Raw genomic sequence first — 25,122 nt, 5'->3', positions numbered from 1 at the left:
CAACGCCGACGGCAGCCGAAAACACCCTGTGTAGATGCTGCCAGTCCAGCACGGGATAACCCATGTGAGTCCGTCTGTCTTCGGACCATCTGTCAGTCAGTGTTTACTGTAGAAATCCAGTATTCATGAGGTCTTGCAGCCTATCCGACCAGAGAAAAACCCCTCCTTCTACCTTCGGTAGAAGGAGAGAGCGCTGACACCGACTACGTCCCACCGCCGTGCCACGCTCGAGTGCGAAGCTCGCACTGCTCTGCAATCTTCTTCCGGGCCGCATGCATCGACTGGCGCGATATTGTTTTCCCGGTCATCCAGGCGTAGATCTGAGCCGCATCCGATGGGTTCCCAGCCGCCATCTCGATGGCCTCAGCCTGAATCAGGCGGCTGGCCAGCTGTTCAGGCTTCAACGGGTACGTGGCGCGATCGGCCAGCCCCTCCAGGCGCGGCTTCACCACGTCTCTCACACGCCGACGTGCGTTGGTCCGCAACTCACCCCGATCCCTGTCCACGAGACCGACCAGACTGAACCTGAGCAGTGTCGGCACGCTCAAGCCAAACAAGACCTTGCGATTGGACTCAGGCCCATACCGTCCGTTGCTGTCTCGTGATTTGATGCGCGTCGCGGCGAAGTACCCCCGCATGGCGACGGCAGGATCAGGATCGAAGAGTGGCGCAAATGCAGTCCAGGCAGTCGCATGATTGGGCCCCAGCACGGTGCGCAGCCACTCAAGGTCAATCCACCGCTTCAAGAGGTTCAGCTTGAGCTGGTCGCTGAGCGCCCGGGGCTTGCCGGGCGCTCTTGGGGGCGCTGGCGCACCGGCGTGGATGAACTCCGGGATCTCCCGCCAAGCTGGACCGATTCCACGACGGGTGAACTCGCAATTGATCTCCCAGACCAGCGACACCATACGCGCCCAACCAACTGGTTCTCTGAGCCACTTGTTGTTCTCTGCGCGCAGGTCTGCCAGCGTGAGGGCCTTCAACGCCTCAACCTGCTTGGGGTGGGTTGGATAGCTTGCCAGATCAAGGCGACGCGCAATTTCGGGCGGTGCGAACTGCACGTAACGCGATTCACCCGTAACAGTTCTCTCGGCAATCAGAGCCTTCAGCGATTTCCCGAGCGAGAGTTCCTCGTCACCTATGAGCAGCTTAGCCAGCGAAGGCGCCGATGGAGCATCGTCACCCATGAATGGATACCCTTCCTGTCGACAACGCGCGTCGCCGAGCAGGCGGGAACTCCGACAGCAGCACAAGAGCGGCAGCACCGCCAGCCATTGACCTCGCCCTCGGCAACGGCTGCACAGCTTTCAGGCTGGCGCGCAGGGCTTGGAGATGCCTGCCAATCCTCAATTCTCTGTCCCAACTCGGCATGTTCGCCGCCCCTCCTCGAAGACTACTGACCCAGGCCATCCGGTTACCCTCATGCGCGCCCAACTTGCCTCGTTGTCGCGATGAATCTTGGCGAACACGACGTTTCATCACGCACCATCCCCATGGAAAGTGCAGCTTTCCTTATAGGTGCTCGCTTGGAAGGTAGATACCTTGCTCTTCTTTGGCCTGAAGTCCCGGTGCTCCATATAGGCGGAGTCAGGTCAATGTCGTTTCACCTCTGGGGAGGTCTTGCTGTCGTGGCCGACCACGTTGACTTCGGCTTGCGCTAGATTTTGGAGAACTAGCGAAATTGCTTGATATCTCGTTGACGTTTCTTTGACATTTCGAGTCCCGGGAGCAGCTGCGAGCCTCCCAGTGCCAGAAACAACTCAAGGTAGGACAGGCATAACTGGGACCGCCTCACATTGGGTGGGGTGATCCGGGTGAGGAAGGCCAAACTCACCCCACCCACGAGCGAACTCTTGGTTGGGGCGGCCGTCCCTGCCCGGATCAAGATCCGTACTGGGTCCTACATTCCTCGCACACATTGGCTACGCTGTTCTGTTGCGCGTTCAGGGTGTGGTGCGTCCAGCCCACCCTGGGCACTCACTGACTCGGCCGTAGCGCTGGGTTCCCCCGCCTTTCGCCGGAACGCTATGTCAGGTCCTTCTAGCGTCTCTTGGTTGCCCACCCCGAACGTCTGGATGCCGATGAAAGGTGGGCTTGTTTGGGCGGCGAGCCGACCTCCCGCGGTGATTATAGGTAGCGGCCACCTACTGTCTGAATTAGGTCGCTGCGATGCGCCTCTGTTCATCTAAACACTCATCCGGGTCTGGCGAGCATGCTGCTGGTCCGACTCCGGGGCGGTTTGGTGTGGTGGCACGCCTCGCCTGTGCGGGCAGGGAGGCCAATTTCGCGGCGACGGATTTCGCCTGTAGGTGCGTGTACCGGATCAACATCCGGGTCGACTTGTGACCGCTGATACTCATCAGCTCGGCCAAGGAAAGGGCGCCTGTGGCCGTCCACGCCGTGACAGCATGGTGCCGTAGGTCGTGAAGCCGAAGATCGCTCAAAAACCTATCCTGAGGCTCCTGACCCTGCTCCAGGCAGACATCCTTGTACATTCGTTGGGCCCGACGGACCGTTACCGTGAACCTCGTCGACATGCTTCCACACGGACCGATCGGTACCAGCAGGTCGCGACATTCAGCCTCCGCTGCTGCAGACAGCTGGCGCATGGCACTCAACGCGTCTGGACACAGCGGTACATCCCGGGCCGAGCCATTCTTGGTATCACTCAAGTGCGCAGTGGCAGCCTCGAAGTCAATGTCCTGCCGGCGCAACGAGCAAAGTTCGCCTCGTCGCATGGCGCTGCACATTAAGACGACGAGAGCAGGGTGCAGCCACTTCGCCTTGCTCGTAAGTGCTGCCTGGAGCAACCAGTCAATTTCCTCACTGGTTAGCGTTCGCGCCCGGCCCTCGCCTTGCCGGGGCTTGCTGACTGCAGACAGCACATTCCCGGCAACCCAACCACGCTCCCGCCAGGCCCAGCTGAAGATGCTGCTCAACATGGCCAGCTTACGGGCGACCGTCGACGGTTTGTGCTGATGCAATTGCTGATCGCGCCAGCGAGCGACGTCTGCCGGCAGCACCTCGTTCACCGGCTTGCTCGAAAAGGGCAGCCTTGCCAGCTCGTCGAACCGGTATCGGTAGGTCAGAGCGCCCTTCTGCCTCGGGGCGACGACTTGTCGGTACTCCTGGATTACCTCGCAGAGCGTAGGGACTCTCTTGGTTGCCAATTGCCAGCGGCCAGCCTCCATGTCGGCCTCTACGCGCCGCCCCCAGGAAACAGCATCGCTTCGGCGCGTAAAGGTCTTGGTCGCGGTTGGATACCCCTGGCGCCGCACACGAACTAGGAAGCGGCCGTTGCGTTCAAAAATCGATGACATGCGAATGATCCCGGTTGAGGTTGGATCACCCGTGGATCAACACTGCTTAGAGAGCCCGCTTCTCATAGAGAGCATTTACGACATGTGTAAAGCCGCCGACCGCGGCATGGTGATGGAGCAGATCCGCGTGCTGGAGAAGCAGGGCGGCAAGAGCGGCGAGTGGAAGGCAGCGCTCTGACTCAGCGTCAGCGCATCTCCTTGAAGCTGTAGTCGCGGCTGGGCGGCTCGCACTGGAAGGGCTGCGGCACGCCTGGCTCGGGCGCCGCGCTGCATTCGGCCAGCCAGTCGTCGCCCTGGCTGCTGCGGAATTCTTTCAAGCGCTGCACCACATAGCGCGCCCGGTCGTCGTCGCCGGTGGCATGCAGGGCCTGCGCCCAGGCCATCATCAGCCGCACATCAATCAAGTTATGAGCGGTTCGCCTGGACGCCTCCAACGCCGCTGCATTGACTCCAAGGCTGGTGGCGGCCGCGTACTCGGCCTGCGGCGCGAAGAACAGGCTGGATTGACCGTCGGCGATGCGCTGCTGCAGAGGACCGGCGTTCTCGGCCGGCGCATAGATGGCCACCACGCGCTGGTAGTCCCAGCGCGCGACGACGCTGCCAAACAGCAGCAGCAAGCCGCCGATCAGCAACAGGTGGCTGCCCAAAGAGGCGCTCGGTGGCGCCTTGTCGGAGGCCAGGCACAGGCCCAGCGCGCAGGCCGTGGGCAGCAGGAAGTAGGCATACCAGAGAGGGTATTCGAGCAGGCTGTGCAGGCCGATCATCAGCACCAGCATGAAGGCACTGCGCAACATGGCGCCCTGCTCTCCGACCTGGGCACGACCGGCCGCAAAGGCCCGCCACAGCGACCACAGCAGCAGACCCAGCACCGCCAGGCTCAGCGGAATGCCGAGCTCCACCATCAGCTGCATCACCAGGTTGTGCGTGTGATCGAAGAACGCGACCGGGCGATCTGGAAACGGCGTCATGGTCCAGGCAAGGTTGAACTCGCCCCAGCCCACGCCGGTCAGCGGATGGGCCAGCACCAGAGCCCAGGCATTGCGCAGAATGGCCAGGCGCGACGGCGAACCCGCACCCTCCGCCAGGCGCGACTCGGCACCGAAGGCATGGCCGCCGGCATGGGCCCAGGCCGCCATCAGCTCCCAGCTGACAAAGAGCATCAGCGGCGTCAGCAGCAATGCGATGCGGCTGGTCCGGCTCAGCTTGCCGTCCAGCCTGTCCAGCGCCCCCCAAAGCGCCAGCAGCCCGACGCCGATCATGCCGGTGCGCGAGGCCGTCAGCACCACGCAGAACACGAAGGCGAACAGCAGCACGGGCAGCAGCACCGCGCGGGTGCGCCGCCAGGCGCCGTAGCGCTCGGCCAGGTAGACGGCTGCGATGCAGGCCCACAGCAGCAGGCTGGCCAGGTGGTTGGGCTGCCGCATATTGCCCACCGCACGACCGGCAATGCCCGAGCGCGCGATCCAGTTGCCATCGGCCCATTGCGGCGCGAACACCTGGACCAGGGACACACCCACGCTGGCCACGCCGGCCAGCAGCAGCGCGGCGGCCAAAGCATCAAAGGCCTTCAGCCGGCCTTCACCCGACAGCCCAGCCGCGGCCAGCATCACCAGCAGGGCCGCACCCACGAGGCCCACGCCGCTGAGGGCGAGCGACAGCGGCAGGCCGGTCCAGAACGGCGAGGCAGCAATGGCCGCCAGCAGCAGCAGCAAAGCCCAACCCGCCGCCGGCAGTCGCGCGGCCAATCGCTGGCCCTGCGCCGCCATCAAAACCAGCACCACACCCCAACCCGCCAGCGAGGCCAGCTGATTGAACAGCGTGGCCGAGGGGGTGAGGTTGTAGGCGAGCAGGGGCGGCAGGGCCGCGGCCAGCAGCATGGGCCAGGACGATGCCGCCAGGGCTCTTGCGTCAGCAGGTGTCGAGGTGTGCATCCGGGCGCTTCAGGTCAGGGCGGGAGGCTGAACTGTAGCGGCAGCGGGCTTCAGCGCTGCGAGCTGCTGGCTGGCCGGCTGTCGCATTGCTTGCCCAGCAGGTCCTTGTCGAAGTCACCGAAATGGGTCACCAGTCGCGGCGCCGGCCGGCGCTCGGCGGCGCCGAGGTCGCCATGGGCGTGCGGCGCTGCAATGTCGAAGCCGGCCAGCCCGGTCAGCGTGGGGAAGACGGCCAGCGCGCTGACCGGCTCGCTGCGCAGGCGCTCCAGCTGGCGTCGCCCATCCGGCTTGTCCAACTGCCAGCGGTCCGACAGCCACACGAACATCGGCACCCGATAGTTGACCGCCGCCGCAAAGCCATGGCCGGCTCGCTTGCAGTCGCCGTCATACAGCGTCTCGCCATGATCAGCCGCGTACATCAGGCTGCTGCGCCGCTGGGCATGGTCCAGCATGCCGATCACGGCGTCGATCACGTGGTCGGTGTAAAGCACGCTGTTGTCGTACGCGTTGCGCATCTCTTCCACCTGAACGGGGCGCCAGATGTCGGGCTTGTCGCGCAGGGCCAGCGCTGGCTTGAAGCGCTCGAAGCTCGGCGGATAGCGGTGGGCGTAGTGCAGGTGGCTGCCCAGCGTGTGCAGCACGATGAACTGCCGCGCCTCGCCCTTGTCCAGGATCTTTTGAACCAAGGGCAGCAGTTCGCCATCCAGCGCTCCCGCCCCGCGGTAATCGACGGCGTTGACGAAATGCTGCTCATCGGCCTCCCGGGCCAGCACCGAGATCGGGGTTTCGTGGGCCCCTGCGGCGCCTTGGGTGCTGAGCCAGTAGGTCCTGAATCCTGCCTGCTTGAATGCAGTGACCACCGACGCCTCGTTGGGTGGCGCCAGCATCTGCGCCGGCGGACGGCGGGTCAGCATCAGCGGCACGGCTTCGCGCGTGGCGGAGGCGCCGCTGACTGCATCTTCGAAGCTCACGATGCCACGGCGCGCGGACAGCTTGGGCGTCGTCTCGCGCGGCGCCCCAAACAGTTGCCAACGATCCGGGCGCCCCGTCTCGCCGATGACCATCACGACCACCTGGGCTTGCGTGGCGTCCTGCGCATCGCGCCATCGGACATGGAAATCGTGTCGCGCCGCGGCCTCCCGATGCGCTGAGAGTGCCTGCTGATGCTCGCGAAAACGCTGCCAGCGAAGCGGCAGGCCCCAGGGGAAGCTGCGCTCCAGCTGGGAGAGCAGGCCGGGGTCGGACACCGCCAACGAATGCGCCAGGTACTCGTTGGCCGGGCGCTGCATCTTGGATTCAACCTCCAGGGTCGCCCACTCGATGCCGGCCAGCAGCAGCAGCAGCGCGGTGCTTCCGCCCAGCACCAGACGGCGGAGTCGGGGGTTCCAGCGCAGGTCCCCATGCTGGATCTGGCGCACGACCCAGGCCAGCATCACCAGCAGCAACACCATGGCTGCGGCGAAAGGCCAGAGCCAAGGCCCCATCCAGCTCGAGGCCTCCTGCCAATCGGTGTCGGCTACGACACCGTAGACATGCAAGCCCGAGGGCAAGCGGAACTGCAGCAGGTAGAAGAACTCCAACGGCGCAATGGCGGCCAGCGGCATCAGCAACCAGAGCGCCGACCTCAACCTCGCACGGGCCGACAGCAACACGCCAAGCAACAGCGTATGCAGCAGCAGGGGCAGCAGCCTGAAACGCAGTGTTTCGTTGCCGCTGTCCATCAGCGCCAGGCCAACATCCAGCAGGATGGGGCCGCTGAGGAACAGCAGCAGGAGCAGCAGCAACAGCCAGGCCGGAGCCATCCGCAAACGGCCGCGTGCCAACGCCGAATCTCGCCTGGTCAGAACCATGGTGGAGGTGGGGCTGAAACGAGAAAAAGGGGGCCGAAGCCCCCCTCTTGGGTGGAGCGACCGAGGTCGCTCGTCGCTGATGTTGGCTTAGGTGCCGGTGGCGGCAGCGGAGCCAGCAACGCTGTTCTTCTCGATGGCCGTCTTCAGGATGGTCGAGGTCGTGTTGGCCTCGATCTTCCAGGTCACGGCGCTGGAGCCGACCGTGGGGGTGAAGATGATCGTCGTGCCGCCGAGGTCGGTGCCAACTTCAGACGCGGCCTGGAACGTGGCGGTGATCACGCCGTCCTTGGCAGTTGCCGTGGTCACTTCCTTGGTGGCCGTGAACTTCGGAATGCCGTTCGTTTCGGAATCGCAGCCAGTCAGCGTGCCAGTTTCCTGGGCGCACAGGGCCACGGCATTCTTGATGGCGTCAACGGCCGACAGGGCGTTGCCAGCCTTGGCCTTGGCCGTGTAGTCCTTGTACTGGGGGATGGCCACAGCGGCCAGGATGCCGATGATCGCCACGACGATCATCAGTTCGATCAGGGTGAAACCTTGTTGGACGCGCTTCATAGGGAACTCCTGCAGCAATGAGGTTGGGGGTAGAGACATCCCCCTTGAATGCAGGGGCCGTGCCAGCCCTGCGCAGGGCCTGTTTCGTGAGGCAGGTCACGGAACCCGCGGGGAGTGCCAAAAGAACTGACGGAATTTGTCAGGTCGGCCTGCCGCGATTCGGCACCCTGGCGGCAGGCTGACATTTTTTGTCAGGCCTGCCGCGGCCCCGCAATGCAAACGGCCGCCTGTGCGGCGGCCGTCTGGGGCTGCGAATGCCGGGTCATCACCAGCTCAACAGCTGCCCGGCACTCAAGGCCTGGATGCGGTGCGGGCTCGCCTGGGCGCCGATCTCGCTCATCACGGCATCGAGCTCACCGGGCTTGATGTGGGTGATGTGCACGTCCACGCTGCCGGCCAGCTGCGCCAGCTCGCGGCCCAGCTCGCTCGGGCAGAGGTGCTGGCTGATGCGGGCCAGTTCGCTTTCGTCGTCGCCAAAGGCCGTCTCGATCACCAGGTGCGCGAGCTTCATGCCGGCCAGACGCTGCCAGAGGGCCGGATTGGGGCCGGTGTCGCCGGTGAAGACCCAGTGGCCACTTGCCTCGCCGCCATCCACGGCAAAACCGACGGCCGGCACCGTGTGCATGGCGCTGAGCACCTCGATCTGGCGGCCGCCCAGGTTCAGGCGCTCGCCGACCTGGAACGGATGAAAGCTCAGCACCGGCGCTTCCGGGCTCGGGAGGCGGCTGAAATCAGGCCAGATCACGCCATTGAAGACGTGAGCGCGCAACGCCGCGATCGTCTCCGGCAGGGCATGGACCTGGATGGCCGGGCGCCCGGCCTGGGCCCGCAGGCGCAGCACGGTGTCGGCCAGCAGCGGGATGCCGAGCACATGGTCGAGGTGGGAATGGCTGACCAGGATGTGGTCGATGCGGGCCAGCTCCTGCAGCGTGAGGTCGCCCACGCCGGTGCCGGCGTCGATCAGGACGTCGTCGTCGAGCAGGAAGGCCGTGGTCTTGTAACCGGCGGCAATGGCGCCGGAGCAGCCGAGAACGCGAATATTCATGGATGGGGCTTGCGGGCTCCGAGGCCAGGGATTGGCACAGGGGCAACAGGAGCTACAGGCCTTGAATTTACGCGCTGAGCGTGGCGTCGCCCACGCCCTAGTTCACGCATGACAGGCAGATGAACCAGGGGCGCGCGGCGCGCCGCTGGCTCACGTGATTTGCATCACGCGCTCTGGACGAACTGCATGCGGGTGCCGGCCAGCTCGATCACGTCGCCGCTGCGCAGCGCGACGGACTCGGCGGTCAACGGTGCGCCGTTGACGCTGGGGCGCTGGGCGCCTTCCACATGGGCGAACACATAGCCCGAGGGGCGCTTGGTGATCGAGGCCACCTGCACGCCGGGCTTGCCCACGGTGGTGACGACCTTGGTCAGGCTGACCTCGCGGCCAGCGGCGGCGCCGGTCAACACCTTGATCACCGCAGGCTGGGTGCTGCTGGCCGGCGAGGACAGGGCGCCGAAGCTGGAGGGCAGACCGAAGCCGGTGGGCGCATTGGCGCCCGGCTTCAGGATCATGGTCTTTTCGTAGTCGGCGCTGTCTTCGACCAGGTACTTGATCTTGTACTTGCCCACTTCGACGATGTCGTTGTTGGCCAGCAGCTGCTTCTTGATCGCCTTGCCGTTGATGTAGGTGCCGTTGGTCGAGTTGAGGTCTTCGATGAAGACGTCGTTGCCCACCATCTGCAGCACGGCGTGCTCGCCGCTGACGGCCAGGTTGTCGATGACGATGTCGTTGTAGGGCCGCCGACCGAGCGTGGTCTTGTCCTTGGTGACCTGCACCTCCTTGATCACCACTCCATCGAGCGAAACAACCAGCTTGCCCATTGTTGACCCCATAGTTATCTGCGGCGTGCCGGCGCCGATGCGGTGCTGCTTACCAGGCCCTTGCGGGGCTCAGCGTCGGCCAAATGGCCACCAGGTACGACCCGTGGGTCGAGCCCGGCCCTCGGCGCGGACCAAAACGACCGCAATATTATCCTTGCCACCCATGTCATTGGCGGCGTCGATCAGTGCCTGCGCCGCTTCCGACAGCGAAGGGTGGCTAATCAACAACTGTGCCAGTGCGTCGTCGTCGAGCATATCGGACAGGCCGTCCGAGCACATCAGGTAGACATCCCCGGGCTGGACCTCGTGCTGATGCAGCTCCAGCATCACCGCATCCTCGACGCCCACGGCGCGGGTGACCAGGTTCTTGTTACTGGAAAAAACAGCTTCCTCGGGCGTCAGCAGGCCGGCGTCGAGCTGCTCCTGCAAGAGCGAATGGTCGCGGGTGATCTGGCTCAGCTGGCCATTGCGCAGCCGATAGGCGCGTGAATCGCCAACGTGGCCGAGCAGCAGGCCTTCTTCGCGGAACACGGCCAGTACCAGGGTCGTGCCCATGCCGGCATAGCGCGGATTGGTGTTGGCGGCATTGAAGATGGCGCGGTTGGCGTTGTCCACGCAGATGTCCATCGCGCGGCGCACGTCAGTGGGCGGCACGCCGCTGCCGGATTCCTTCAGCCAGCGGCCCAATTCGGCCTTGATGAAGGAGGTCAGCATCGAGCTGGCCACCTCGCCGGCGTTGTAGCCGCCCATGCCATCGGCCAGCACCGCAAGGCCCACGGCCTCTTCCATGGCCACGGAGTCTTCGTTGTTGTCACGCGCGCGGCCGACGTCGGTAGCGCTGAAGAACTCCAGGGTCATGGGCGTGATGGGGCGCGGGTTGAGGTGAAGCGGGCTGACAGCAAAGTTCAGGGATTCTGCCCTGGATCCGCCACGTCCAGACGCTGGGTTTGTGCGAAAGGATCCACGCTTTGGGCCTCGCCATGGGGGTTGGCCGCATCGGCCGGCAGCTGCGGCAGCACGGCTTCCAGGTCCTGCGCCAGCTGCTCGCCGCTGCTGTAGCGCAGCTCGGGCCGCTTCTCCAGCGTCAGGGCCAGCACCAGGGCCAGCGATTCGGGCAGCTCCTTGCGGTGGTGGCGCGCGTCGGGCGCCGGCTCGTTGGCGATGCGGTACATCAGCTTGGCCATGGACTCGGACTGGTGCGGCAACTGCCCGGTCAGCAGCTGGTACAGCAGGGCGCCGAGCGAATAGAGGTCGCTGCGACCATCGACCTTGAGGCCGGCCAACTGCTCGGGCGACATGAAGGACGGCGTGCCCAGCACCAGGCCGGTGCGGGTGCGGCTGCCGTCGGCGATGCGGGCGATGCCGAAGTCCATGATCTTCACCGCCGCACTGGCCCGGTCCAGCATCACATTGGCGGGCTTGATGTCGCGGTGCACCACGCCCTGGCTGTGGGCATAGGCCAGCGCCCGGGCCAGGCGTATGCCCAGTTCGACGGTCTCGCGCAGCGGCAAGAGCTGGCCGGCGCGGGTGAAGTGGCTGAGGTCCTGGCCCTGGACCAGTTCCATGGCGATGAAGGCGTCCTGCTCGGCCTCGCCGGCATCGATCACACGCAGGATGTCCGGGTGCTGCAGATGGCCGGCGGCGCGGGCCTCGCGCATGAAGCGCTGGCGCACCTCGGCCAGGTCTTCGGCGGCGAACTCGCGCTGCAGGGCCAGGCGCTTGATGGCAACGACCTCGCCGGTCTGCTTGTCGGTCGCACGGTAGACCACGGCCATGGCGCCCCGGCCGATTTCCTCGCCGATCTCGTAGCGCTGCAGGCCGGCCGGGGCGGCCGCACTGGCAGCATCGGCGTCATTGCCGGCGCCGCCCATCACGCGCTTCCAGAATCCGCCTCCGCTCATGCCCGCTCCCTAGGACTTGCGCCTGGCCAGCAGCTTACCAATCAACAGCACCAGCAGCGCACCACCGGCCGCACAAGCGTAATGAAGAGCCGGCAGCACGTCGGGCGCGCCGCCCGGCTTGGCGGCCGGCACCGTGGGCACCCAGGCCAGCAGGGCCGGATCATCGATGGCCATGCCGCCGGCGATCCAGCCGAGCAGCATGCCGCCCAGCGTGATGACGATGGGGAAGCGGTCCATCAGCTTGATCACCAGCTGGCTGCCGCCCACGATGATGGGAATGGAAACCAGCAGACCGAAGATCACCAGCGGCATCTGATGGTCGCCACCGGCGCCCTCGGCCGCACCGGCAATGGCCACCACGTTGTCCAGGCTCATCACGAAGTCGGCCACGATGACGGTCTTGATCGCGGCCCAGAGCTTGTCGCTGGCCTCGATGCCGGCGTGCTCGTCTTCATCCTCGGGCACCAGCAGCTTGATGCCTATCCACAGCAGCAGAGCCGCGCCTATCAGCTTGAGGAAGTGCAGCTTCAAGAGCGTCAGCGCGAAGAAGATCAGCACCACGCGCAGCAGGATGGCGCCGACCGTGCCCCAGAAGATGCCCTTGCGGCGCTGCGCATCCGGCAGCTTGCGGCAGGCCAGCGCGATCACCACGGCGTTGTCGCCACCCAGGAGGATGTCGATCATGATGATCTGGCCGACGGCCAGCCAGAACTCGGGGCTCAGGAAATTGTCCATTGCTGATTGATGTCATGGCCCGGGCAGACCGGGCGCGGCCCACTATAGCGAAGGCCCTTGCGGCCACCGGATGAAACGAGAAAGGGGCCGCGAGGCCCCTTCTCAAACGCGCGACAGCGCGGTGCTTACTTCAGCAGGCCCTTGAGCAGCTTGCCCATTTCGGACGGATTGCGCGTGACCGTGAAACCGCACTCTTCCATGATGGCCAGCTTGGCATCGGCCGTGTCGGCGCCGCCCGAGATCAGCGCGCCGGCGTGGCCCATGCGCTTGCCCGGAGGGGCGGTGACGCCAGCGATGAAGCCGACGATGGGCTTCTTCATGTTCAGCTTGCACCAACGGGCGGCTTCCGCCTCGTCCGGGCCGCCGATCTCACCGATCATGATGACGGCATCGGTGTCCGGATCGTCGTTGAAAGCCTTCATCACGTCGATGTGCTTCAGGCCATTGATCGGGTCGCCACCGATGCCGACGGCCGACGATTGGCCCAGGCCGATTTCGGTCAGCTGCGCCACGGCTTCATAGGTCAGCGTGCCCGAGCGCGAGACCACGCCGATGCGGCCCTTGCGGTGGATGTGGCCGGGCATGATGCCGATCTTGATTTCGTCGGGCGTGATCAGGCCGGGGCAGTTGGGGCCCAGCAGCAGCGTGCGCTTGCCACCGGCGGCTTCCTTGGCCTTCATCTTGTTGCGCACTTCCAGCATGTCCTTGACCGGGATGCCTTCGGTGATGCAGATGGCCAAGTCCAGGTCGGCTTCAACGGCTTCCCAGATCGCGGCAGCGGCGCCAGCGGGCGGCACGTAGATCACGGAGACCGTAGCGCCGGTCTGGCCGGCAGCTTCCTTGACGGTGGCATAGATGGGGATGTCCGAGAACTTCTCGCCCGCCTTCTTGGGGTTCACGCCGGCGACGAAGGCGTTCTTGCCGTTCGCGTAGGCCTGGCAGCCCAGGGTGTGGAACTGACCGGTCTTGCCCGTGATGCCCTGGGTGATGACCTTGGTGTCTTTGTTGATGTAGATGGACATGTTTTCTTTCCTTGCGTGGGCTTAGGCAGACTCAGGCAACGGCGGCGACGATCTTGGTCGCGGCTTCGGCCATCGAATCGGCAGCGATGATGGGCAGGCCGGATTCGGCCAGCATCTTCTTGCCCAGTTCTTCGTTCGTGCCCTTCATGCGGACGACCAGCGGCACAGACAGATTCACGGCCTTGCAGGCGGTGATCACGCCTTCGGCGATGGTGTCGCACTTCATGATGCCGCCGAAGATGTTGACGAGGATGCCCTTCACGGACTCGTTCTTCAGCATGATCTTGAAGGCTTCGGTGACCTTCTCGGCCGTGGCGCCACCGCCGACATCCAGGAAGTTGGCCGGCTCGCCGCCGAACAGCTTGATGGTGTCCATCGTGGCCATGGCCAGGCCGGCACCGTTCACCAGGCAGCCAATGTTGCCGTCCAGGCTGATGTAGGCCAGGTCGAACTTGGAAGCCTCGACTTCGGCCGGATCTTCTTCGTCCAGATCGCGGTAGGCGACTATTTCGGGGTGGCGGAACAGGGCGTTGGCGTCGAAGTTGAACTTCGCGTCCAGCGCCATCAGGTTGCCCTTGGAGTCGCAGTTCAGCGGGTTGATTTCAACCAGCGAAGCGTCGGTGTCCATGTAGCACTTGTAGAGCTTGGCGAAGATGTCGACGGCTTGGTCGATCGAGGCGCCGGTCAGGCCGATGGCCGCGGCGATCTTCTTGCTCTGCTCGGCGGTCAGGCCCACCAGCGGGTCGATCATCTCGGTGATGATCTTCTCGGGCGTCGAGTGGGCGACCTCTTCGATGTCCATGCCGCCTTCGCTGGAAGCGATGAAGGCGACCTTCTGCGTGCCGCGGTCGGTGACCAGCGAAACGTAGAGCTCGTTCTTGATGTCGGCGCCGTCTTCGATGTAGAGGCGACGGACCTTCTGGCCTTCAGCGCCGGTCTGGTGCGTGATCAGCTGCATGCCGAGGATCTTCTCGGACAGGGCCTTCACATCGTCCAGGGTCTTGGCGACCTTGACGCCACCGCCCTTGCCACGGCCACCGGCGTGGATCTGAGCCTTGACCACCCAGACCGGGCCGCCCAGCTTCTGAGCGGCTTCCACCGCTTCTTGCACGGTGAAGGCGGGAATGCCGCGCGGCACCGGCACACCGAACTGGCGCAGGATTTCCTTGCCCTGGTATTCATGAATCTTCATAGGGGTCTCGCTTAGAGGGAAAGAGTGTCAGGAAGAGGTGGCCGGAGCCGCAGCCGGGGCGGCCACGCGGGCCTCCCCTTGGCGGTACCAGCGCGGGTAATGAGCTTGCACGACCGCGCCATCGCGACGCAGGGCGTGGCAGCGGTCGAGTTGGAACGGGGGCTGGCCATCGTCGCTGCCTTCGCGGGTGTCGATGACCACGCCGGCAAAGGCCTGGATCACGGCGGTAGGCAGGACCTGGCAGAGCTCGGTCAGGTGGGTGCAGCCCCGCAAGCCGGAGAGCTGCTGCTTCACGGCGGCCCGGAAACCCTTGAGCAGGTTCAGGCCCTTCAGGCGTCCATAGGCTTCACCATGCTGCTCGCAATGGCCGGGATACGGCATGGCCCGGGTCGCGGAGCCGGCCTCGAGAATGTTCAGTTGGGTATCGACCACCAGGTGCAGCAGCATGTCGTGCACCGGTTCGCCGGCCTTGCGCACGCCGGCCGAGAGTTGCATGTCGCGGGTCTTGGTGTCGCGCAGCTCAGCCTCCACATCGAACAGGCCGTCATCGCGTGCATAGACCTGCACCAGCGTGGCGCGGCTGTGCATCAAACGACGCTCGGGGGAGGGGGCGTTCGGGGACATCGGGGGAAGTGATCGCAAGGTTCACGACAAAACCGCCGGGGCACGGTGAAAAACCGGCGACGGCGGCGTTTGCGCAAGCCGGCAATGTAGCATGCTGCGCCGCATCAAGCCTGTCGCGGAACTGTCGCCGCGCCCTGCCTTGGTGCCTCGCCGGCTCAGTCGGGGTCTTTCAAGGCCTTGCGGATCACGTCGGCAGAAAAGCCTCGGGCCGCCAGAAAACGGGTCTGCTTGGCCCGGCCCGCGGCATCGGCTGGCAGCGCCTCGCCGAATTTGCGCCGGCGGATTTCCATCGCCCTCGGTAACTCCGCCTCCCGCAGGCCTTGGGCCTGCTCGCTGGACAGGGCCAGCCCATGCTGGGCCAACTCCTGCTTGATGCGCAGGCTGCCAAAGCGCTGCGAGCGCAGGTGCAGCCGCGACTCGACGAAGCGCTCTTCGTTCAGGTAGCCCTGGCTTTGCAACCAGGCGAGCAACTGCTCGACCTCAGCCTCCACCGCGTTCGCCGCCGGCTCATCGTCGGGTTCGGCAAAGACATCCGGCTTGGCCGCCGCTTCACCCGCTTCAGCCACCGCAGCCGCTCGGTCCCGATCCCGCCGATCCCGCGCGATGCGCAGCAGCTTGCGTTGCAGCTCGGCCCTGCTGTGCTCGCGCTGAGCCAGCAGAGCGATTGCGCGGGCCTTCAGCGACAGCGGCTTGCCTGCCGCCACGGCACTTACTCGGCTCCGGGGGCGGTGTTGAGCAGCGCGATGCCGACCGACTCGCGGATCTTGTTCTCGATCTCGACGGCCACGTCAGGGTTCTCGCGCAGGAACTCGCGGGCGTTGTCCTTGCCCTGGCCGATCTTCTCGCCGTTGTAGGCATACCAGGAGCCGGACTTCTCGACCACCTTGGCATTGACGCCCATGTCGATGATCTCGCCTTCGCGGCTGATGCCCTCGCCATAGAGGATGTCGAACTCGGCCGTCTTGAACGGGGGGGAGACCTTGTTCTTGACGACCTTGACCTTGGTCTCGGAGCCGATCACCTCTTCGCCCTTCTTGATCGAGCCGATGCGGCGGATGTCGAGGCGCACCGAGGCGTAGAACTTCAGGGCGTTGCCGCCGGTGGTGGTTTCGGGGCTGCCGAACATCACGCCGATCTTCATGCGGATCTGGTTGATGAAGATGACCGTGCAATTGGTCTTCTTGATCGTGGCGGTGAGCTTGCGCAGGGCCTGGCTCATCAGCCGGGCCTGCAGGCCGGGCAGGGAGTCGCCCATTTCGCCTTCGAGTTCGGCCTTGGGGGTGAGCGCGGCGACCGAGTCGACGACGATCAGGTCCACCGAGCCGGAGCGCACCAGGGCGTCGACGATTTCGAGGGCCTGCTCGCCGGTGTCGGGCTGGCTGATCAGCAGCTCTTGCAGATTGACGCCCAGCTTCTGCGCGTACTGGATATCGAGCGCATGCTCGGCGTCGATGAAGGCGCAGGTGCCGGCCAGCTTTTGCATCTCGGCGATGACCTGCAGCGTGAGCGTGGTCTTGCCGGAGGACTCGGGGCCGTAGATCTCGACGACGCGGCCGCGCGGCAGGCCGCCAACGCCGAGGGCGATATCGAGGCCCAGCGAGCCGGTGGAGACGACCTGGATGTCTTCGATCACCTCGCCTTCACCGAGGCGCATGATCGAACCCTTGCCGAACTGCTTTTCAATCTGGGCCAGGGCGGCTTGCAGGGCCTTGGCTTTTTCGGTGTTGAGGGCTTTGACCGGTGCGTCCATGTTTTCTCCTGTTGGGGCTGAAGGCATTATCAGCCGAAATCTGTATATCCGTACAGTAGTTTAACCAGGGTCTGCTGCCAAGCTTTGTCAGCATGCTTTGCTCCCTAGAATGGGGGAAACACGGAGACAAGCCCATGCGGATCCTGATTGCGGAAGACGACCAAGTGCTGGCCGACGGCCTGTTGCGCTCGCTGCGCGCCTCGGGTTATGCCGTCGATCAGGTGGGCAGCGGCAGCGAGGCCGACGCGGCGCTGGCCTCGCATGAATTCGACCTTCTGATCCTCGACCTCGGCCTGCCCAAGCTGCATGGCCTCGAGGTGCTGCGCAAGCTGCGCGGCCGTGGCTCCAGCGTGCCGGTGCTCATCCTGACAGCGGCCGACAGCGTGGAGCAACGCGTCAAGGGCTTGGACCTGGGCGCGGACGACTACATGGCCAAGCCCTTCTCGCTGCAGGAGCTGGAGGCGCGGGTGCGCGCCCTCACCCGCCGGGGCCTCGGCAGCGCCTCCACCGTCATCAAGCACGGCCCGCTGTCCTTCGACGCCACCGGCCGCGTGGCCTATATCAATGAGCAGATGATCGAACTGTCGGCACGCGAGCTGTCGCTGCTGGAGGTGCTCTTGCAGCGCGCCGGCCGCCTGGTCAGCAAGGACCAGTTGGTCGAGCGCCTCTGCGAATGGGGCGAGGAAGTCAGCAACAACGCCATCGAGGTCTATATCCACCGGCTGCGCAAGAAGATCGAGCAGGGGCCGATCCGAATCGCCACCGTGCGAGGCTTGGGTTACTGCCTGGAAAAGATCCCTGGCTGAATGACTGAGCGGAACACGCCGATGACCCAGCGCGGCCGTCGGCCCACCGAGCGATGAGCACCGAACCCCAGCCCCGCTCGCTGTTCGGCGAGATCCTCGACTGGATGCTGGCGCCGCTGCTGCTGATCTGGCCTATCAGCGTGGCGCTGACCTGGCTGGTGGCGCAGGGCATCTCGGCCAAGCCCTATGACCGCGAGCTCGGCGAGATGGCGCGCAACCTCGGCCTGCAGGTGGCGGCCGAGTCGGCACGGGCCACGCCGAGCAAGGGGCGCTATGCACTCTCGGCCGAGGCCGCCGCGCTCCTGCGCGCCGACGAGAGCGACACCGTCTACTACCAGGTGCTGGGCCTGCGCGGCGAGTACCTGAGCGGCGACCGCGCGCTGCCAGTGCCTCCCACCGACCCCGCCATCCAGCCCTGGGAACTGCAGTTCCGCGATGACGAGATCAGCGGCGAGAGCGTGCGCGTGGCCTACCTCTGGGTCGCGCCCGACGGCCAGACCGGCGCCAACCGCACCATGCTGGTCCAGGTGGCCGAGACCCTCGGCAAGCGCTCGCGCCTGACCAACGAAATCATCAAGGGCGTGATCCTGCCGCAGTTCGTCATCCTGCCGCTGGCCGTGCTGCTGGTGTGGCTGGCGCTGGCGCGCGGCATCGCTCCGCTGAACGAGCTGCAGCGCCGCATCCGCCGCCGCGAGAGCTCGGACTTGAGCCCCATCGACGAGCGCCGCGTGCCCGATGAAGTGGCACCGCTGGTGCGCGCCATCAACGACCTGCTGGCGCGGCTCGATCAGTCGATCAGCAGCCAGAAGCACTTCCTCGCTGACGCCGCCCATCAGCTGAAAACGCCGCTGGCCGGCCTGCGCACGCAAGCCGAGTTCGCCCAGCGCGAAATCGACGAGGGCCGCAGCTCGCCGCCGGAGTTGAAGCGCTCGCTGCAGCAGATCTCCCTCTCGAGCCAGCGCGCCGCCCACATGGTCAACCAGCTGCTCGCCATGGCCCGCGCCGAAGACAAGGAGCATGCGGCGCGCCGCAGCCTGGTGAATCTCTGCGGCCTGGCGATAGAGACGGTGCGCGACTTCGTGCCCCGCGCGATGGAGAAGCGCATCGACCTCGGCTACGAGGGTGCCGAATTCGCCGCCAGCCAGCTGCGCGTGCTGGGCCATCCGCTGCTCATCCGCGAGCTGATACGCAACCTCGTGGACAACGCACTGCTCTACACGCCTGCGGGCGGCACGGTGACGGTGCGGGTCGTCGAAGACCCGTTCGGCCAGGTCGTGGTGCTGCAGGTGGAAGACTCAGGGCCGGGCATTCCGGAGAGCGAGCGCGAGAAGGTGTTCCAGCCTTTCTATCGGGCGCTGGGCACCGAGGTCGATGGCTCGGGCCTCGGCCTCGCCATCGTGCGCGAGATCGCGCAGCAGCATGGCACCGAGGTCACGCTGGACGAGACCCGCGAGCGCCGCCCGGCGGCAGGCAGCCAAGAGACACCCGGTGCACGCTTCACCATCCGCTTCCAGGCCCAGTCGCCGTCACAACAGACGCCGCCCGAACCGCCTCAGCCGTGATGCGATGAGGCGTTGCGGCGGCTGCGGCCTATGCCCATCAGGAGGCCGAGGCTGATGCCCAGCATCACCATGGCCGTGCCGCCATAGCTGATGAAGGGCAGGGGCACGCCCACCACCGGCAGGATGCCGCTGACCATGCCCATGTTGACGAAGACATAGGTGAAGAAAGACAGCGTGATGGCGCCGGCCAGCAGGCGCGAGAACATCGTCGGCGCCTCGCTCGCGATGGCCAGGCCGCGCAGTATCAAGGCGGTGAAGCCGATCAGGAGCCCAAGTGCGCCGAGCAGGCCGAACTCCTCGCCATAGGCCGCGAAGACGAAGTCGGTGGTGCGCTCGGGAATGAACTCCAGGTGGGTCTGCGTGCCCTTCATGAAGCCCTTGCCGGTCACACCGCCGGAGCCGATGGCGATCTCGCCCTGGATGATGTGGAAGCCCTTGCCCAGCGGGTCCTTGCTCGGGTCCAGCAGGGTGCAGACGCGGTTCTTCTGGTACTCGCGCAGCACCGGCCATTTCACATCGGGCTGGCAGATCGCGTCCTCGCTCATCACCAGGGCCGTGATGGCAATGGCGCCCGCCACCACGGCCGGCACGATCAGCTTCCAGGACAGGCCGGCGAAGAAGATCACGTAAAGCCCGGCTGCCAGCACCAGGATGGAGGTGCCCAGGTCGGGCTGCTTGGCGATCAGGCCCACCGGCACGGCCAGCAGCAGGAAGGCGGCGATGAAGTCGGGCAGGCGCAGCTGGCCCTCGCGCTTCTGGAACCACCAGGCCAGCATCAGCGGCACGGCGATCTTCAGCAGCTCGGAGGGCTGGATCTGCGTGATGCCGATGTTGAGCCAGCGCGTCGCGCCCTTCTTGCTGATGCCGAACAGAGCCACGGCCAGCAGCAGGGCCACGCCCATCGCATACAGCGGCACCGCGAGGCGCGCCACCTTCTGCGGCGGCGCCTGTGCCACCAGGAACATCACGCCCAGCGACAGCAGCATGTTGCGCCCATGGTCGACGAAGCGCGTGCCATGGTCGTAGCCGGCAGAGTACATGCACAAGAGGCCCAGGGCCATCAGCCAGAACATGGCCAGCAGCAGGGGCACGTCGAAGCCGGCGAACAAGGGCCGCATGCGGCGCAGCAGGCTGGGTTTGCTGAGGACGGCGCTCATCGCGATGCTCCTGATGCGGCCGCGCTCGCCGCACTCGCCACGGAGGCCGCCGAGGCTGGCGCACTGGCTGCCGCCGGGCTGCCCGGCAGGGGCACATCGGCCGCGCGGCGCGGCGTGCCAATCGGTGCATAGGTCTTGGCTTGCTGCGTCTGCAGGATGTCTTCCTCGCTCGGGTACTGACCCTGCAGCACGTAGTCGAACACGCGGCGGGCAATCGGCGCCGCACCGCTGGAACCCCAGCCGGCGTTCTCCACGATCAGGGCCAGCGCAATCGTCGGCGCCTCCATCGGCGCGAAGGCGACATAGAGCGAGTGGTCGCGCTTGCGCTCGTCGGCCTTGATGTCCTTGTACTTCTCGCCGGCCTTGAGGCCCACGGCCTGGGCCGTGCCGGTCTTGCCGCCGCTCTGGTAGGCCGCGCCGAGGAAGACCTGGCGCGAAGTGCCTTCCAGCGTCACGCCGTTCATCGCATTGCGGATCACGTCCACATGCTCGGGCTTCAGCGGCAGCGGCTCCAGCGCGTCACTGGCCATGCGACGGTTCTTGTGCTGCACCACGTCCTGGATCTCGCGCACCAGGCGCGGCTTGAAGCGCTGGCCGCCGGAGGCGACGGTCGCGTAGGCATTGGCCATCTGCAGCATGGTGAAGTTGTTGTAGCCCTGGCCGATGCCCAGCGAGATCGTCTCGCCGGGGAACCACTTCTGGTTGGCCGGATTCTTGGCGAAATAGCGGCGCTTCCAGTCCTGGGAGGGCAGCACGCCGGTGACCTCGCCCTGCAGGTCGATGTCGGTCTTGCGGCCGAGGCCGAAGGGTTCCAGCTGGTCATGGATCAGGTCCACGCCCATCTCGTTGGCCAGGCTGTAGAAGTAGACGTTGGACGAGCTGACGATGGCCAGGCGCATGTCCTTGGGGCCGGCACGGTCGGTCTCGGGGCTGCCGAACACCTTGTTGCCAAAGGTGTAGTTCAGGTTGTCCATGATGACCACATTGGCCGCCCGCTTGCCACTGTTCAAGGCCGCCATCGCCATCAGCGGCTTGAAGGTCGATCCCGGCGGGTAGGTGCCGCGCAGCGCGCGGTTCAAGAGCGGCTTGTCGGGGTTCTCGTTCAGGTCGCGCCAGCTGTCGGCATCGATACCGTCAACGAAGAGGTTGGGATCAAAGGTCGGCTTGGAGACGAAGGCCAACACCTCGCCATTGCGTGGGTCGATGGCCACGAGCGCGCCGCGCCGGTCCTTGTAGAGCTCTTCCACCAGGGCCTGCAGGCGGATGTCGATGGACAGCACCAGGGTATTGCCCGGCGTCGGCGGCCGGTGCGCGAGGCGCCGCACGGCCTTGCCGCCCGCGCTGGTCTCGACCTGCTCGAAGCCGGTGATGCCATGCAGCTCGCGCTCATAGGCCTGCTCCAGACCCAGCTTGCCGATGTACTCCGTGCCGCGGTAGTTGGCGATCTCTTCTTCGCTCCAGTCGTCCTGTGCCTTCTTCTCGGCCTGGTTGATGCGGCCGATGTAGCCGATCAAATGGCTGCCGACCTCGCCGAGCGGATAGCTGCGGAACAGCCGCGCCTTGATCTCCACGCCGGGGAAGCGGAAGCGCTGTGCCGCGAAGCGCGCCACCTCCACGTCCGTCAGCTTGGTGCGGATGGGCAGCGACTCGAAGTTCTTGCTCTCCTCCATCAGGCGCTTGAAGCGCTTGCGGTCGCGCGGCTGGATCTCGATCACGCCTGAGAGCTCGTCGATGGCCTTGTCCAGGTCCACCACCTTGGAGGGCGTGATCTCCAGCGTGTAGGCCGAGTAATTGCTGGCCAGCACGATGCCGTTGCGGTCCACGATCAGGCCGCGGTTGGGCACGATGGGCACGACCGTCGTGCGGTTGGATTCGGCGCGCTCCAGGAAGGCGTTGTGCTGCACCACCTGCAGCCAGACGAGGCGCGCCAGCAGCAAGAGGAAGCAGAACAGCACGAAGGCGCCGGCCGCGAGCACGCGCAGGCGGAAACGGCCCAGCTCCTGGTGAAGGTTCGTAATCAGCGTCACAGGCTAGACCAGCCTCACAGCGGACGGTGGGCGTCGGGATCGGGCGGCCGGCGTTGCGGCGCCAGCAGCAGCGCCGTGGCGATGGGCCACAGCGCCGTCTCGATCAGCGGCGCGAAGATCAGGGTCCAGCCCGGCCACATGCCGCCGACGATCAGGCGCACGATCAACGAGACCGCATGCGCGCCAATGAACAGCGGCAGCACATGCAAGGCCTGCTCGCGCAGCTTGAACCACAGCAGGCGGCGGTGCAGCGCCACAGCGCCGAAGCTCAGCATGCTGTAGGCCAGCGCATGTTGACCGAGCAGCGCGCCGTGGTGCACGTCGACCAGCAGGCCGAAGAAGAAGGCCCAGCCCACACCCACGCGGCGCGGCTGGTGCACGTTCCAGAACACCAGCACCAGGGCCAGCAGGTCCGGCATGGCAGCCACGCGGCCGATGGGCACCATGTCAAAGATCAGCGCCAGCAACAGGCTCATGGCGATGAACAAGGGGTTGACCGGCAGCAGCAGCTGGCCGGTGCCACGCGGCATGATCATCGTTCGCCCCCCTGCGCCTTGCTGGCTGCTGCGGCGGCGCGCGCCTCGGCAGCCTTGGCTTTGGCATCGGCCTTGATTTCGGCCTTGCGCTGGGCCGCGCTCGCGGCTTCGGCCGAGTCGGCTGCTGCCGCTTCGGTCCGCGCCGCCTCATGCAGGGCCAGCGGCTCCAGCACCAGCACATGGCGGGCTGCATCGGGCGGCGAGGCGGGCTTCAGGGCGATGCGGGCGAAGCTGGTGTCGCCCCGGCGCTCGACGGCAGCCACCGTCGCCACCGGGAGGCCCGGCGGATAGACACCGTCCAGGCCCGAGGTGGACAGCAGATCGCCGACCTTGATGTCGGCATTGGCCGCCATGAAGCGCAGCTCCATCGCACCTTCGCTGCGCTCACCGCCATAGGCCACGCCGCGCTGCTGCGTGCGGTTGTTCAGCACGGGGATGGCTGCATCCTTGTCGCCCAGCAGGGTCACCTCGCTGGAAAGCAGGTAGACCCGCGTGACCTGACCCAGCACGCCGGCATCGTTGATCACCGGCGCGCCGGCGCGCACGCCATGGCGGCTGCCATGGTCGATGACGACACGGCGCGAGTACGGGTCAGCCGCCTCGTACAGCACCTCGGCCGCCAGCGTGGGCACCGATTGCGCGGCCTGCATCTTCAGCAAGGCGCGCAGCCGCTCGTTCTCGACCTGCAGCTGGCTGGCACGCGAGAGCTTCTCGGCCTGCTGCACCAGCTGGCGGCGGGCCTGGTTCTCGGCCTCGGTGGCGCGCTCCATGCCGCGCAGGTAGTCGCCGCCGGCCTCCCAGGCGTCGACCGGCGCCAGCAAGGCGCGCTGCATCGGATGCAGGGCGGTGGCCAGCAGCATGCGCAGCGGCTGGGTCATGTTGAAACGAGCGTCGGCCACCATCAGGAAGATGGCCAGCGCCGCGAAGACCGCCAGCTTGCTGGCGGCCGACAGGCCTTGCCGGAACAGCGGCGGCGGGTTGCGATCGAGGGTGCCTAAGCTCATGGGCGCCAAACGGAGAAAAGCCGGCCCGTCGTACAACGTGCCGGCTTGCTCAGGAACATGGAGGGGATTACTCGGAGGCGAAGATCAGGCCCAGGCGCTCCATGCGCTCCAGCGCCATGCCGCAACCGCGCACCACGCAGGTCAGCGGGTCTTCGGCCACCAGCACCGGCAGGCCGGTTTCCTCAGCGAGCAGGCGGTCCAGGTCGCGCAAGAGCGCGCCACCACCGGTCAGCATCATGCCGCGCTCGGCAATATCGGCACCCAGCTCGGGCGGGGTTTGTTCCAGCGCGTTCTTGACGGCCGAGACGATCTGGTTGAGCGGGTCGGTCAGGGCTTCGAGGATCTCGTTGCTAGAGATGGTGAAGCTGCGTGGCACGCCTTCCGAGAGGTTGCGGCCCTTGACTTCCATTTCCTTGACTTCGGAGCCCGGGAAGGCCGAGCCGATGTTCTTCTTGATCGCTTCGGCCGTGGGCTCGCCGATCAGCATGCCGTAGTTGCGGCGGATGTAGTTGATGATGGCCTCGTCGAACTTGTCGCCGCCGACGCGGACCGAGCCCTTGTAGACCATGCCGCCCAGCGAGATCACGCCGACCTCGGTGGTGCCGCCGCCGATGTCGATGACCATCGAGCCCGAGGCCTCGGAGACCGGCAGGCCGGCACCAATGGCCGCGGCCATCGGTTCCTCGATCAGGTGCACCTCGGAGGCGCCGGCGCCCAGGGCGGCGTCGCGGATCGCGCGCTTCTCGACCTGGGTGGAACCGCAGGGCACGCAGATGATGATGCGGGGGGACGGGCGAAGCAGCTTGGTGTCGTGCACCATCTTGATGAACTGCTTGATCATCTGCTCGGTGATCACGAAGTCGGCGATCACGCCGTCCTTCATCGGGCGGATCGCCTCGATGTTGCCGGGCACCTTGCCCAGCATGGCCTTGGCCTCGCGGCCGACGGCCTGGATGGTCTTCTTGCCGTTGGGGCCGCCTTCGTGGCGGATGGCGACGACCGAGGGCTCGTCGAGCACGATGCCCTTGCCGCGGACGTAGATCAGCGTGTTGGCGGTGCCGAGGTCAATGGCGAGGTCGGTGGAGAAATAGCGGCGCAGGGATGCGAACATGGTGTGTTTGGAGGCCAACGCGGCGCTTCTTGCGCTGTAGCGTCAAAGGTCGCGTTGCTGGCTGGGCGCGTATTTGGGGTCGGGAAACAGCGGTCGCTCAACCTGAAGTCAGGCGGCCGCGGGCGGTGTTCGCACCATGTACAACGAGGCTGCCTGAACCGTGCCGGTCGGGCAGC

The 25,122-nt window shown here is 65.9% G+C and carries 22 protein-coding genes and 1 pseudogene; 3 read left to right on the top strand and 20 right to left on the bottom strand.

The features are described 5' to 3' along the window. Positions 1 to 203: 203 nt before the first annotated feature. On the bottom strand, positions 204 to 1,184 hold the full coding sequence (locus J7U46_RS16765) for a hypothetical protein (RefSeq protein ID WP_282827873.1): 981 nt from the start codon (positions 1,182 to 1,184) through the stop codon (positions 204 to 206). A gap of 969 nt (positions 1,185 to 2,153) precedes the next feature. Beyond that, complete coding sequence (locus J7U46_RS16760; protein ID WP_282827871.1) at positions 2,154 to 3,317, bottom strand: site-specific integrase; 1,164 nt, start codon at positions 3,315 to 3,317, stop codon at positions 2,154 to 2,156. Positions 3,318 to 3,378: 61 nt separating this feature from the next. Here J7U46_RS16760 and J7U46_RS16755 point away from each other — a divergent pair. Further along, positions 3,379 to 3,495, top strand: a pseudogene (locus J7U46_RS16755) (cyclic pyranopterin monophosphate synthase MoaC); the annotation flags it as partial. A 7-nt stretch (positions 3,496 to 3,502) separates the two neighbouring features. Here the strand turns inward: J7U46_RS16755 and J7U46_RS16750 are convergent. From J7U46_RS16750 to recA, 13 genes are all read right to left on the bottom strand, one after another. Further along, a complete protein-coding gene (locus J7U46_RS16750; protein WP_282827869.1) occupies positions 3,503 to 5,248 on the bottom strand; it encodes an O-antigen ligase family protein in 1,746 nt (581 codons plus the stop codon). Positions 5,249 to 5,298: 50 nt separating this feature from the next. Beyond that, positions 5,299 to 7,098, bottom strand: a complete 1,800-nt coding sequence (locus tag J7U46_RS16745; protein WP_282827867.1) for a phosphoethanolamine transferase — start codon at positions 7,096 to 7,098, stop codon at positions 5,299 to 5,301. Positions 7,099 to 7,185: 87 nt separating this feature from the next. Next, the gene (locus J7U46_RS16740) at positions 7,186 to 7,650 is read right to left on the bottom strand and encodes a prepilin-type N-terminal cleavage/methylation domain-containing protein (RefSeq protein ID WP_282827865.1); all 465 of its coding nucleotides are present in this window, start codon (positions 7,648 to 7,650) and stop codon (positions 7,186 to 7,188) included. Between the two features lie 265 nt (positions 7,651 to 7,915). Continuing rightward, positions 7,916 to 8,695 (bottom strand): 3',5'-cyclic-nucleotide phosphodiesterase, encoded by a 780-nt coding sequence (locus tag J7U46_RS16735; protein ID WP_282827863.1) that lies wholly within the window; start codon positions 8,693 to 8,695, stop codon positions 7,916 to 7,918. A gap of 164 nt (positions 8,696 to 8,859) precedes the next feature. Next, positions 8,860 to 9,519: an FHA domain-containing protein gene (locus tag J7U46_RS16730; protein ID WP_282827861.1), complete on the bottom strand. Its 660-nt coding sequence runs from the start codon at positions 9,517 to 9,519 to the stop codon at positions 8,860 to 8,862. Positions 9,520 to 9,588: 69 nt separating this feature from the next. Continuing rightward, positions 9,589 to 10,377 (bottom strand): Stp1/IreP family PP2C-type Ser/Thr phosphatase, encoded by a 789-nt coding sequence (locus J7U46_RS16725; protein WP_282827859.1) that lies wholly within the window; start codon positions 10,375 to 10,377, stop codon positions 9,589 to 9,591. Positions 10,378 to 10,424: 47 nt separating this feature from the next. After that, positions 10,425 to 11,420 carry a serine/threonine-protein kinase gene (locus J7U46_RS16720; protein WP_282827857.1) on the bottom strand — a complete coding sequence of 332 codons (996 nt, stop codon included), beginning with the start codon at positions 11,418 to 11,420 and terminating at the stop codon, positions 10,425 to 10,427. Positions 11,421 to 11,429: 9 nt separating this feature from the next. Then, entirely contained in the window at positions 11,430 to 12,155 is a 726-nt protein-coding gene (locus J7U46_RS16715; protein WP_282827855.1) for a TerC family protein, read from the bottom strand. Between the two features lie 125 nt (positions 12,156 to 12,280). After that, positions 12,281 to 13,177 carry a succinate--CoA ligase subunit alpha gene (sucD, locus tag J7U46_RS16710; RefSeq protein WP_282827853.1) on the bottom strand — a complete coding sequence of 299 codons (897 nt, stop codon included), beginning with the start codon at positions 13,175 to 13,177 and terminating at the stop codon, positions 12,281 to 12,283. 31 nt (positions 13,178 to 13,208) lie between these two features. Continuing rightward, a complete protein-coding gene (gene sucC, locus J7U46_RS16705) occupies positions 13,209 to 14,369 on the bottom strand; it encodes an ADP-forming succinate--CoA ligase subunit beta (RefSeq protein ID WP_282827852.1) in 1,161 nt (386 codons plus the stop codon). Positions 14,370 to 14,396: 27 nt separating this feature from the next. Next, a complete protein-coding gene (locus tag J7U46_RS16700; RefSeq protein ID WP_282827850.1) occupies positions 14,397 to 14,993 on the bottom strand; it encodes a DUF2889 domain-containing protein in 597 nt (198 codons plus the stop codon). 155 nt (positions 14,994 to 15,148) lie between these two features. Continuing rightward, on the bottom strand, positions 15,149 to 15,697 hold the full coding sequence (locus tag J7U46_RS23210; RefSeq protein ID WP_349239496.1) for a regulatory protein RecX: 549 nt from the start codon (positions 15,695 to 15,697) through the stop codon (positions 15,149 to 15,151). Positions 15,698 to 15,702: 5 nt separating this feature from the next. Further along, on the bottom strand, positions 15,703 to 16,743 hold the full coding sequence (recA, locus tag J7U46_RS16685; protein ID WP_282827848.1) for a recombinase RecA: 1,041 nt from the start codon (positions 16,741 to 16,743) through the stop codon (positions 15,703 to 15,705). Positions 16,744 to 16,877: 134 nt separating this feature from the next. Here recA and J7U46_RS16680 point away from each other — a divergent pair, with 134 nt between their 5' ends. Both J7U46_RS16680 and J7U46_RS16675 read left to right on the top strand, forming a co-directional pair. Continuing rightward, entirely contained in the window at positions 16,878 to 17,549 is a 672-nt protein-coding gene (locus tag J7U46_RS16680; protein ID WP_282827846.1) for a response regulator transcription factor, read from the top strand. A gap of 53 nt (positions 17,550 to 17,602) precedes the next feature. After that, entirely contained in the window at positions 17,603 to 19,111 is a 1,509-nt protein-coding gene (locus tag J7U46_RS16675; RefSeq protein ID WP_282827844.1) for a sensor histidine kinase, read from the top strand. Here J7U46_RS16675 and rodA read toward each other — a convergent pair. The 5 genes from rodA to J7U46_RS16650 form a co-directional block, all read right to left on the bottom strand. After that, on the bottom strand, positions 19,102 to 20,268 hold the full coding sequence (gene rodA, locus J7U46_RS16670) for a rod shape-determining protein RodA (protein WP_282827842.1): 1,167 nt from the start codon (positions 20,266 to 20,268) through the stop codon (positions 19,102 to 19,104). The two genes, J7U46_RS16675 and rodA, sit on opposite strands and share 10 nt — an antisense overlap. Continuing rightward, positions 20,265 to 22,295, bottom strand: a complete 2,031-nt coding sequence (gene mrdA / locus J7U46_RS16665) for a penicillin-binding protein 2 (RefSeq protein WP_282827840.1) — start codon at positions 22,293 to 22,295, stop codon at positions 20,265 to 20,267. The genes rodA and mrdA overlap by 4 nt, the downstream gene beginning before the upstream one ends. A gap of 14 nt (positions 22,296 to 22,309) precedes the next feature. Continuing rightward, positions 22,310 to 22,831: a rod shape-determining protein MreD gene (gene mreD, locus J7U46_RS16660; RefSeq protein ID WP_282827838.1), complete on the bottom strand. Its 522-nt coding sequence runs from the start codon at positions 22,829 to 22,831 to the stop codon at positions 22,310 to 22,312. Beyond that, positions 22,828 to 23,835, bottom strand: a complete 1,008-nt coding sequence (gene mreC, locus J7U46_RS16655; protein ID WP_282827837.1) for a rod shape-determining protein MreC — start codon at positions 23,833 to 23,835, stop codon at positions 22,828 to 22,830. Before mreC ends, mreD begins: the two co-directional genes overlap by 4 nt. Before the next feature lie 67 nt (positions 23,836 to 23,902). Further along, complete coding sequence (locus tag J7U46_RS16650) at positions 23,903 to 24,946, bottom strand: rod shape-determining protein (RefSeq protein ID WP_282827835.1); 1,044 nt, start codon at positions 24,944 to 24,946, stop codon at positions 23,903 to 23,905. Positions 24,947 to 25,122 lie beyond the last annotated feature (176 nt).

It is taken from the genome of Pelomonas sp. V22, from assembly GCF_030014915.1.
Lineage (GTDB): Bacteria > Pseudomonadota > Gammaproteobacteria > Burkholderiales > Burkholderiaceae_C > JAUASW01.
This window is presented reverse-complemented; position numbering and strand designations above follow the sequence as displayed.

What these genes read in the sequence shown, in the direction of transcription:
- J7U46_RS16730 (WP_282827861.1), bottom strand. Translation starts at nt 9,519, where the DNA reads ATGGGCAAGCTGGTTGTTTCGCTCGATGGAGTGGTGATCAAGGAGGTG.
- J7U46_RS16650 (WP_282827835.1), bottom strand. Translation starts at nt 24,946, where the DNA reads ATGTTCGCATCCCTGCGCCGCTATTTCTCCACCGACCTCGCCATTGAC.
- J7U46_RS16735 (WP_282827863.1), bottom strand. Translation starts at nt 8,695, where the DNA reads ATGAATATTCGCGTTCTCGGCTGCTCCGGCGCCATTGCCGCCGGTTAC.
- J7U46_RS16745 (WP_282827867.1), bottom strand. Translation starts at nt 7,098, where the DNA reads ATGGTTCTGACCAGGCGAGATTCGGCGTTGGCACGCGGCCGTTTGCGG.
- J7U46_RS16720 (WP_282827857.1), bottom strand. Translation starts at nt 11,420, where the DNA reads ATGAGCGGAGGCGGATTCTGGAAGCGCGTGATGGGCGGCGCCGGCAAT.
- J7U46_RS16760 (WP_282827871.1), bottom strand. Translation starts at nt 3,317, where the DNA reads ATGTCATCGATTTTTGAACGCAACGGCCGCTTCCTAGTTCGTGTGCGG.
- mreC (WP_282827837.1), bottom strand. Translation starts at nt 23,835, where the DNA reads ATGAGCTTAGGCACCCTCGATCGCAACCCGCCGCCGCTGTTCCGGCAA.
- J7U46_RS16740 (WP_282827865.1), bottom strand. Translation starts at nt 7,650, where the DNA reads ATGAAGCGCGTCCAACAAGGTTTCACCCTGATCGAACTGATGATCGTC.
- J7U46_RS16715 (WP_282827855.1), bottom strand. Translation starts at nt 12,155, where the DNA reads ATGGACAATTTCCTGAGCCCCGAGTTCTGGCTGGCCGTCGGCCAGATC.
- J7U46_RS16700 (WP_282827850.1), bottom strand. Translation starts at nt 14,993, where the DNA reads ATGTCCCCGAACGCCCCCTCCCCCGAGCGTCGTTTGATGCACAGCCGC.
- J7U46_RS16725 (WP_282827859.1), bottom strand. Translation starts at nt 10,377, where the DNA reads ATGACCCTGGAGTTCTTCAGCGCTACCGACGTCGGCCGCGCGCGTGAC.
- J7U46_RS16675 (WP_282827844.1), top strand. Translation starts at nt 17,603, where the DNA reads ATGAGCACCGAACCCCAGCCCCGCTCGCTGTTCGGCGAGATCCTCGAC.
- J7U46_RS16750 (WP_282827869.1), bottom strand. Translation starts at nt 5,248, where the DNA reads ATGCACACCTCGACACCTGCTGACGCAAGAGCCCTGGCGGCATCGTCC.
- sucC (WP_282827852.1), bottom strand. Translation starts at nt 14,369, where the DNA reads ATGAAGATTCATGAATACCAGGGCAAGGAAATCCTGCGCCAGTTCGGT.
- rodA (WP_282827842.1), bottom strand. Translation starts at nt 20,268, where the DNA reads ATGAGCGCCGTCCTCAGCAAACCCAGCCTGCTGCGCCGCATGCGGCCC.
- sucD (WP_282827853.1), bottom strand. Translation starts at nt 13,177, where the DNA reads ATGTCCATCTACATCAACAAAGACACCAAGGTCATCACCCAGGGCATC.
- J7U46_RS16680 (WP_282827846.1), top strand. Translation starts at nt 16,878, where the DNA reads ATGCGGATCCTGATTGCGGAAGACGACCAAGTGCTGGCCGACGGCCTG.
- recA (WP_282827848.1), bottom strand. Translation starts at nt 16,743, where the DNA reads ATGGACGCACCGGTCAAAGCCCTCAACACCGAAAAAGCCAAGGCCCTG.
- mreD (WP_282827838.1), bottom strand. Translation starts at nt 22,831, where the DNA reads ATGATCATGCCGCGTGGCACCGGCCAGCTGCTGCTGCCGGTCAACCCC.
- J7U46_RS16765 (WP_282827873.1), bottom strand. Translation starts at nt 1,184, where the DNA reads ATGGGTGACGATGCTCCATCGGCGCCTTCGCTGGCTAAGCTGCTCATA.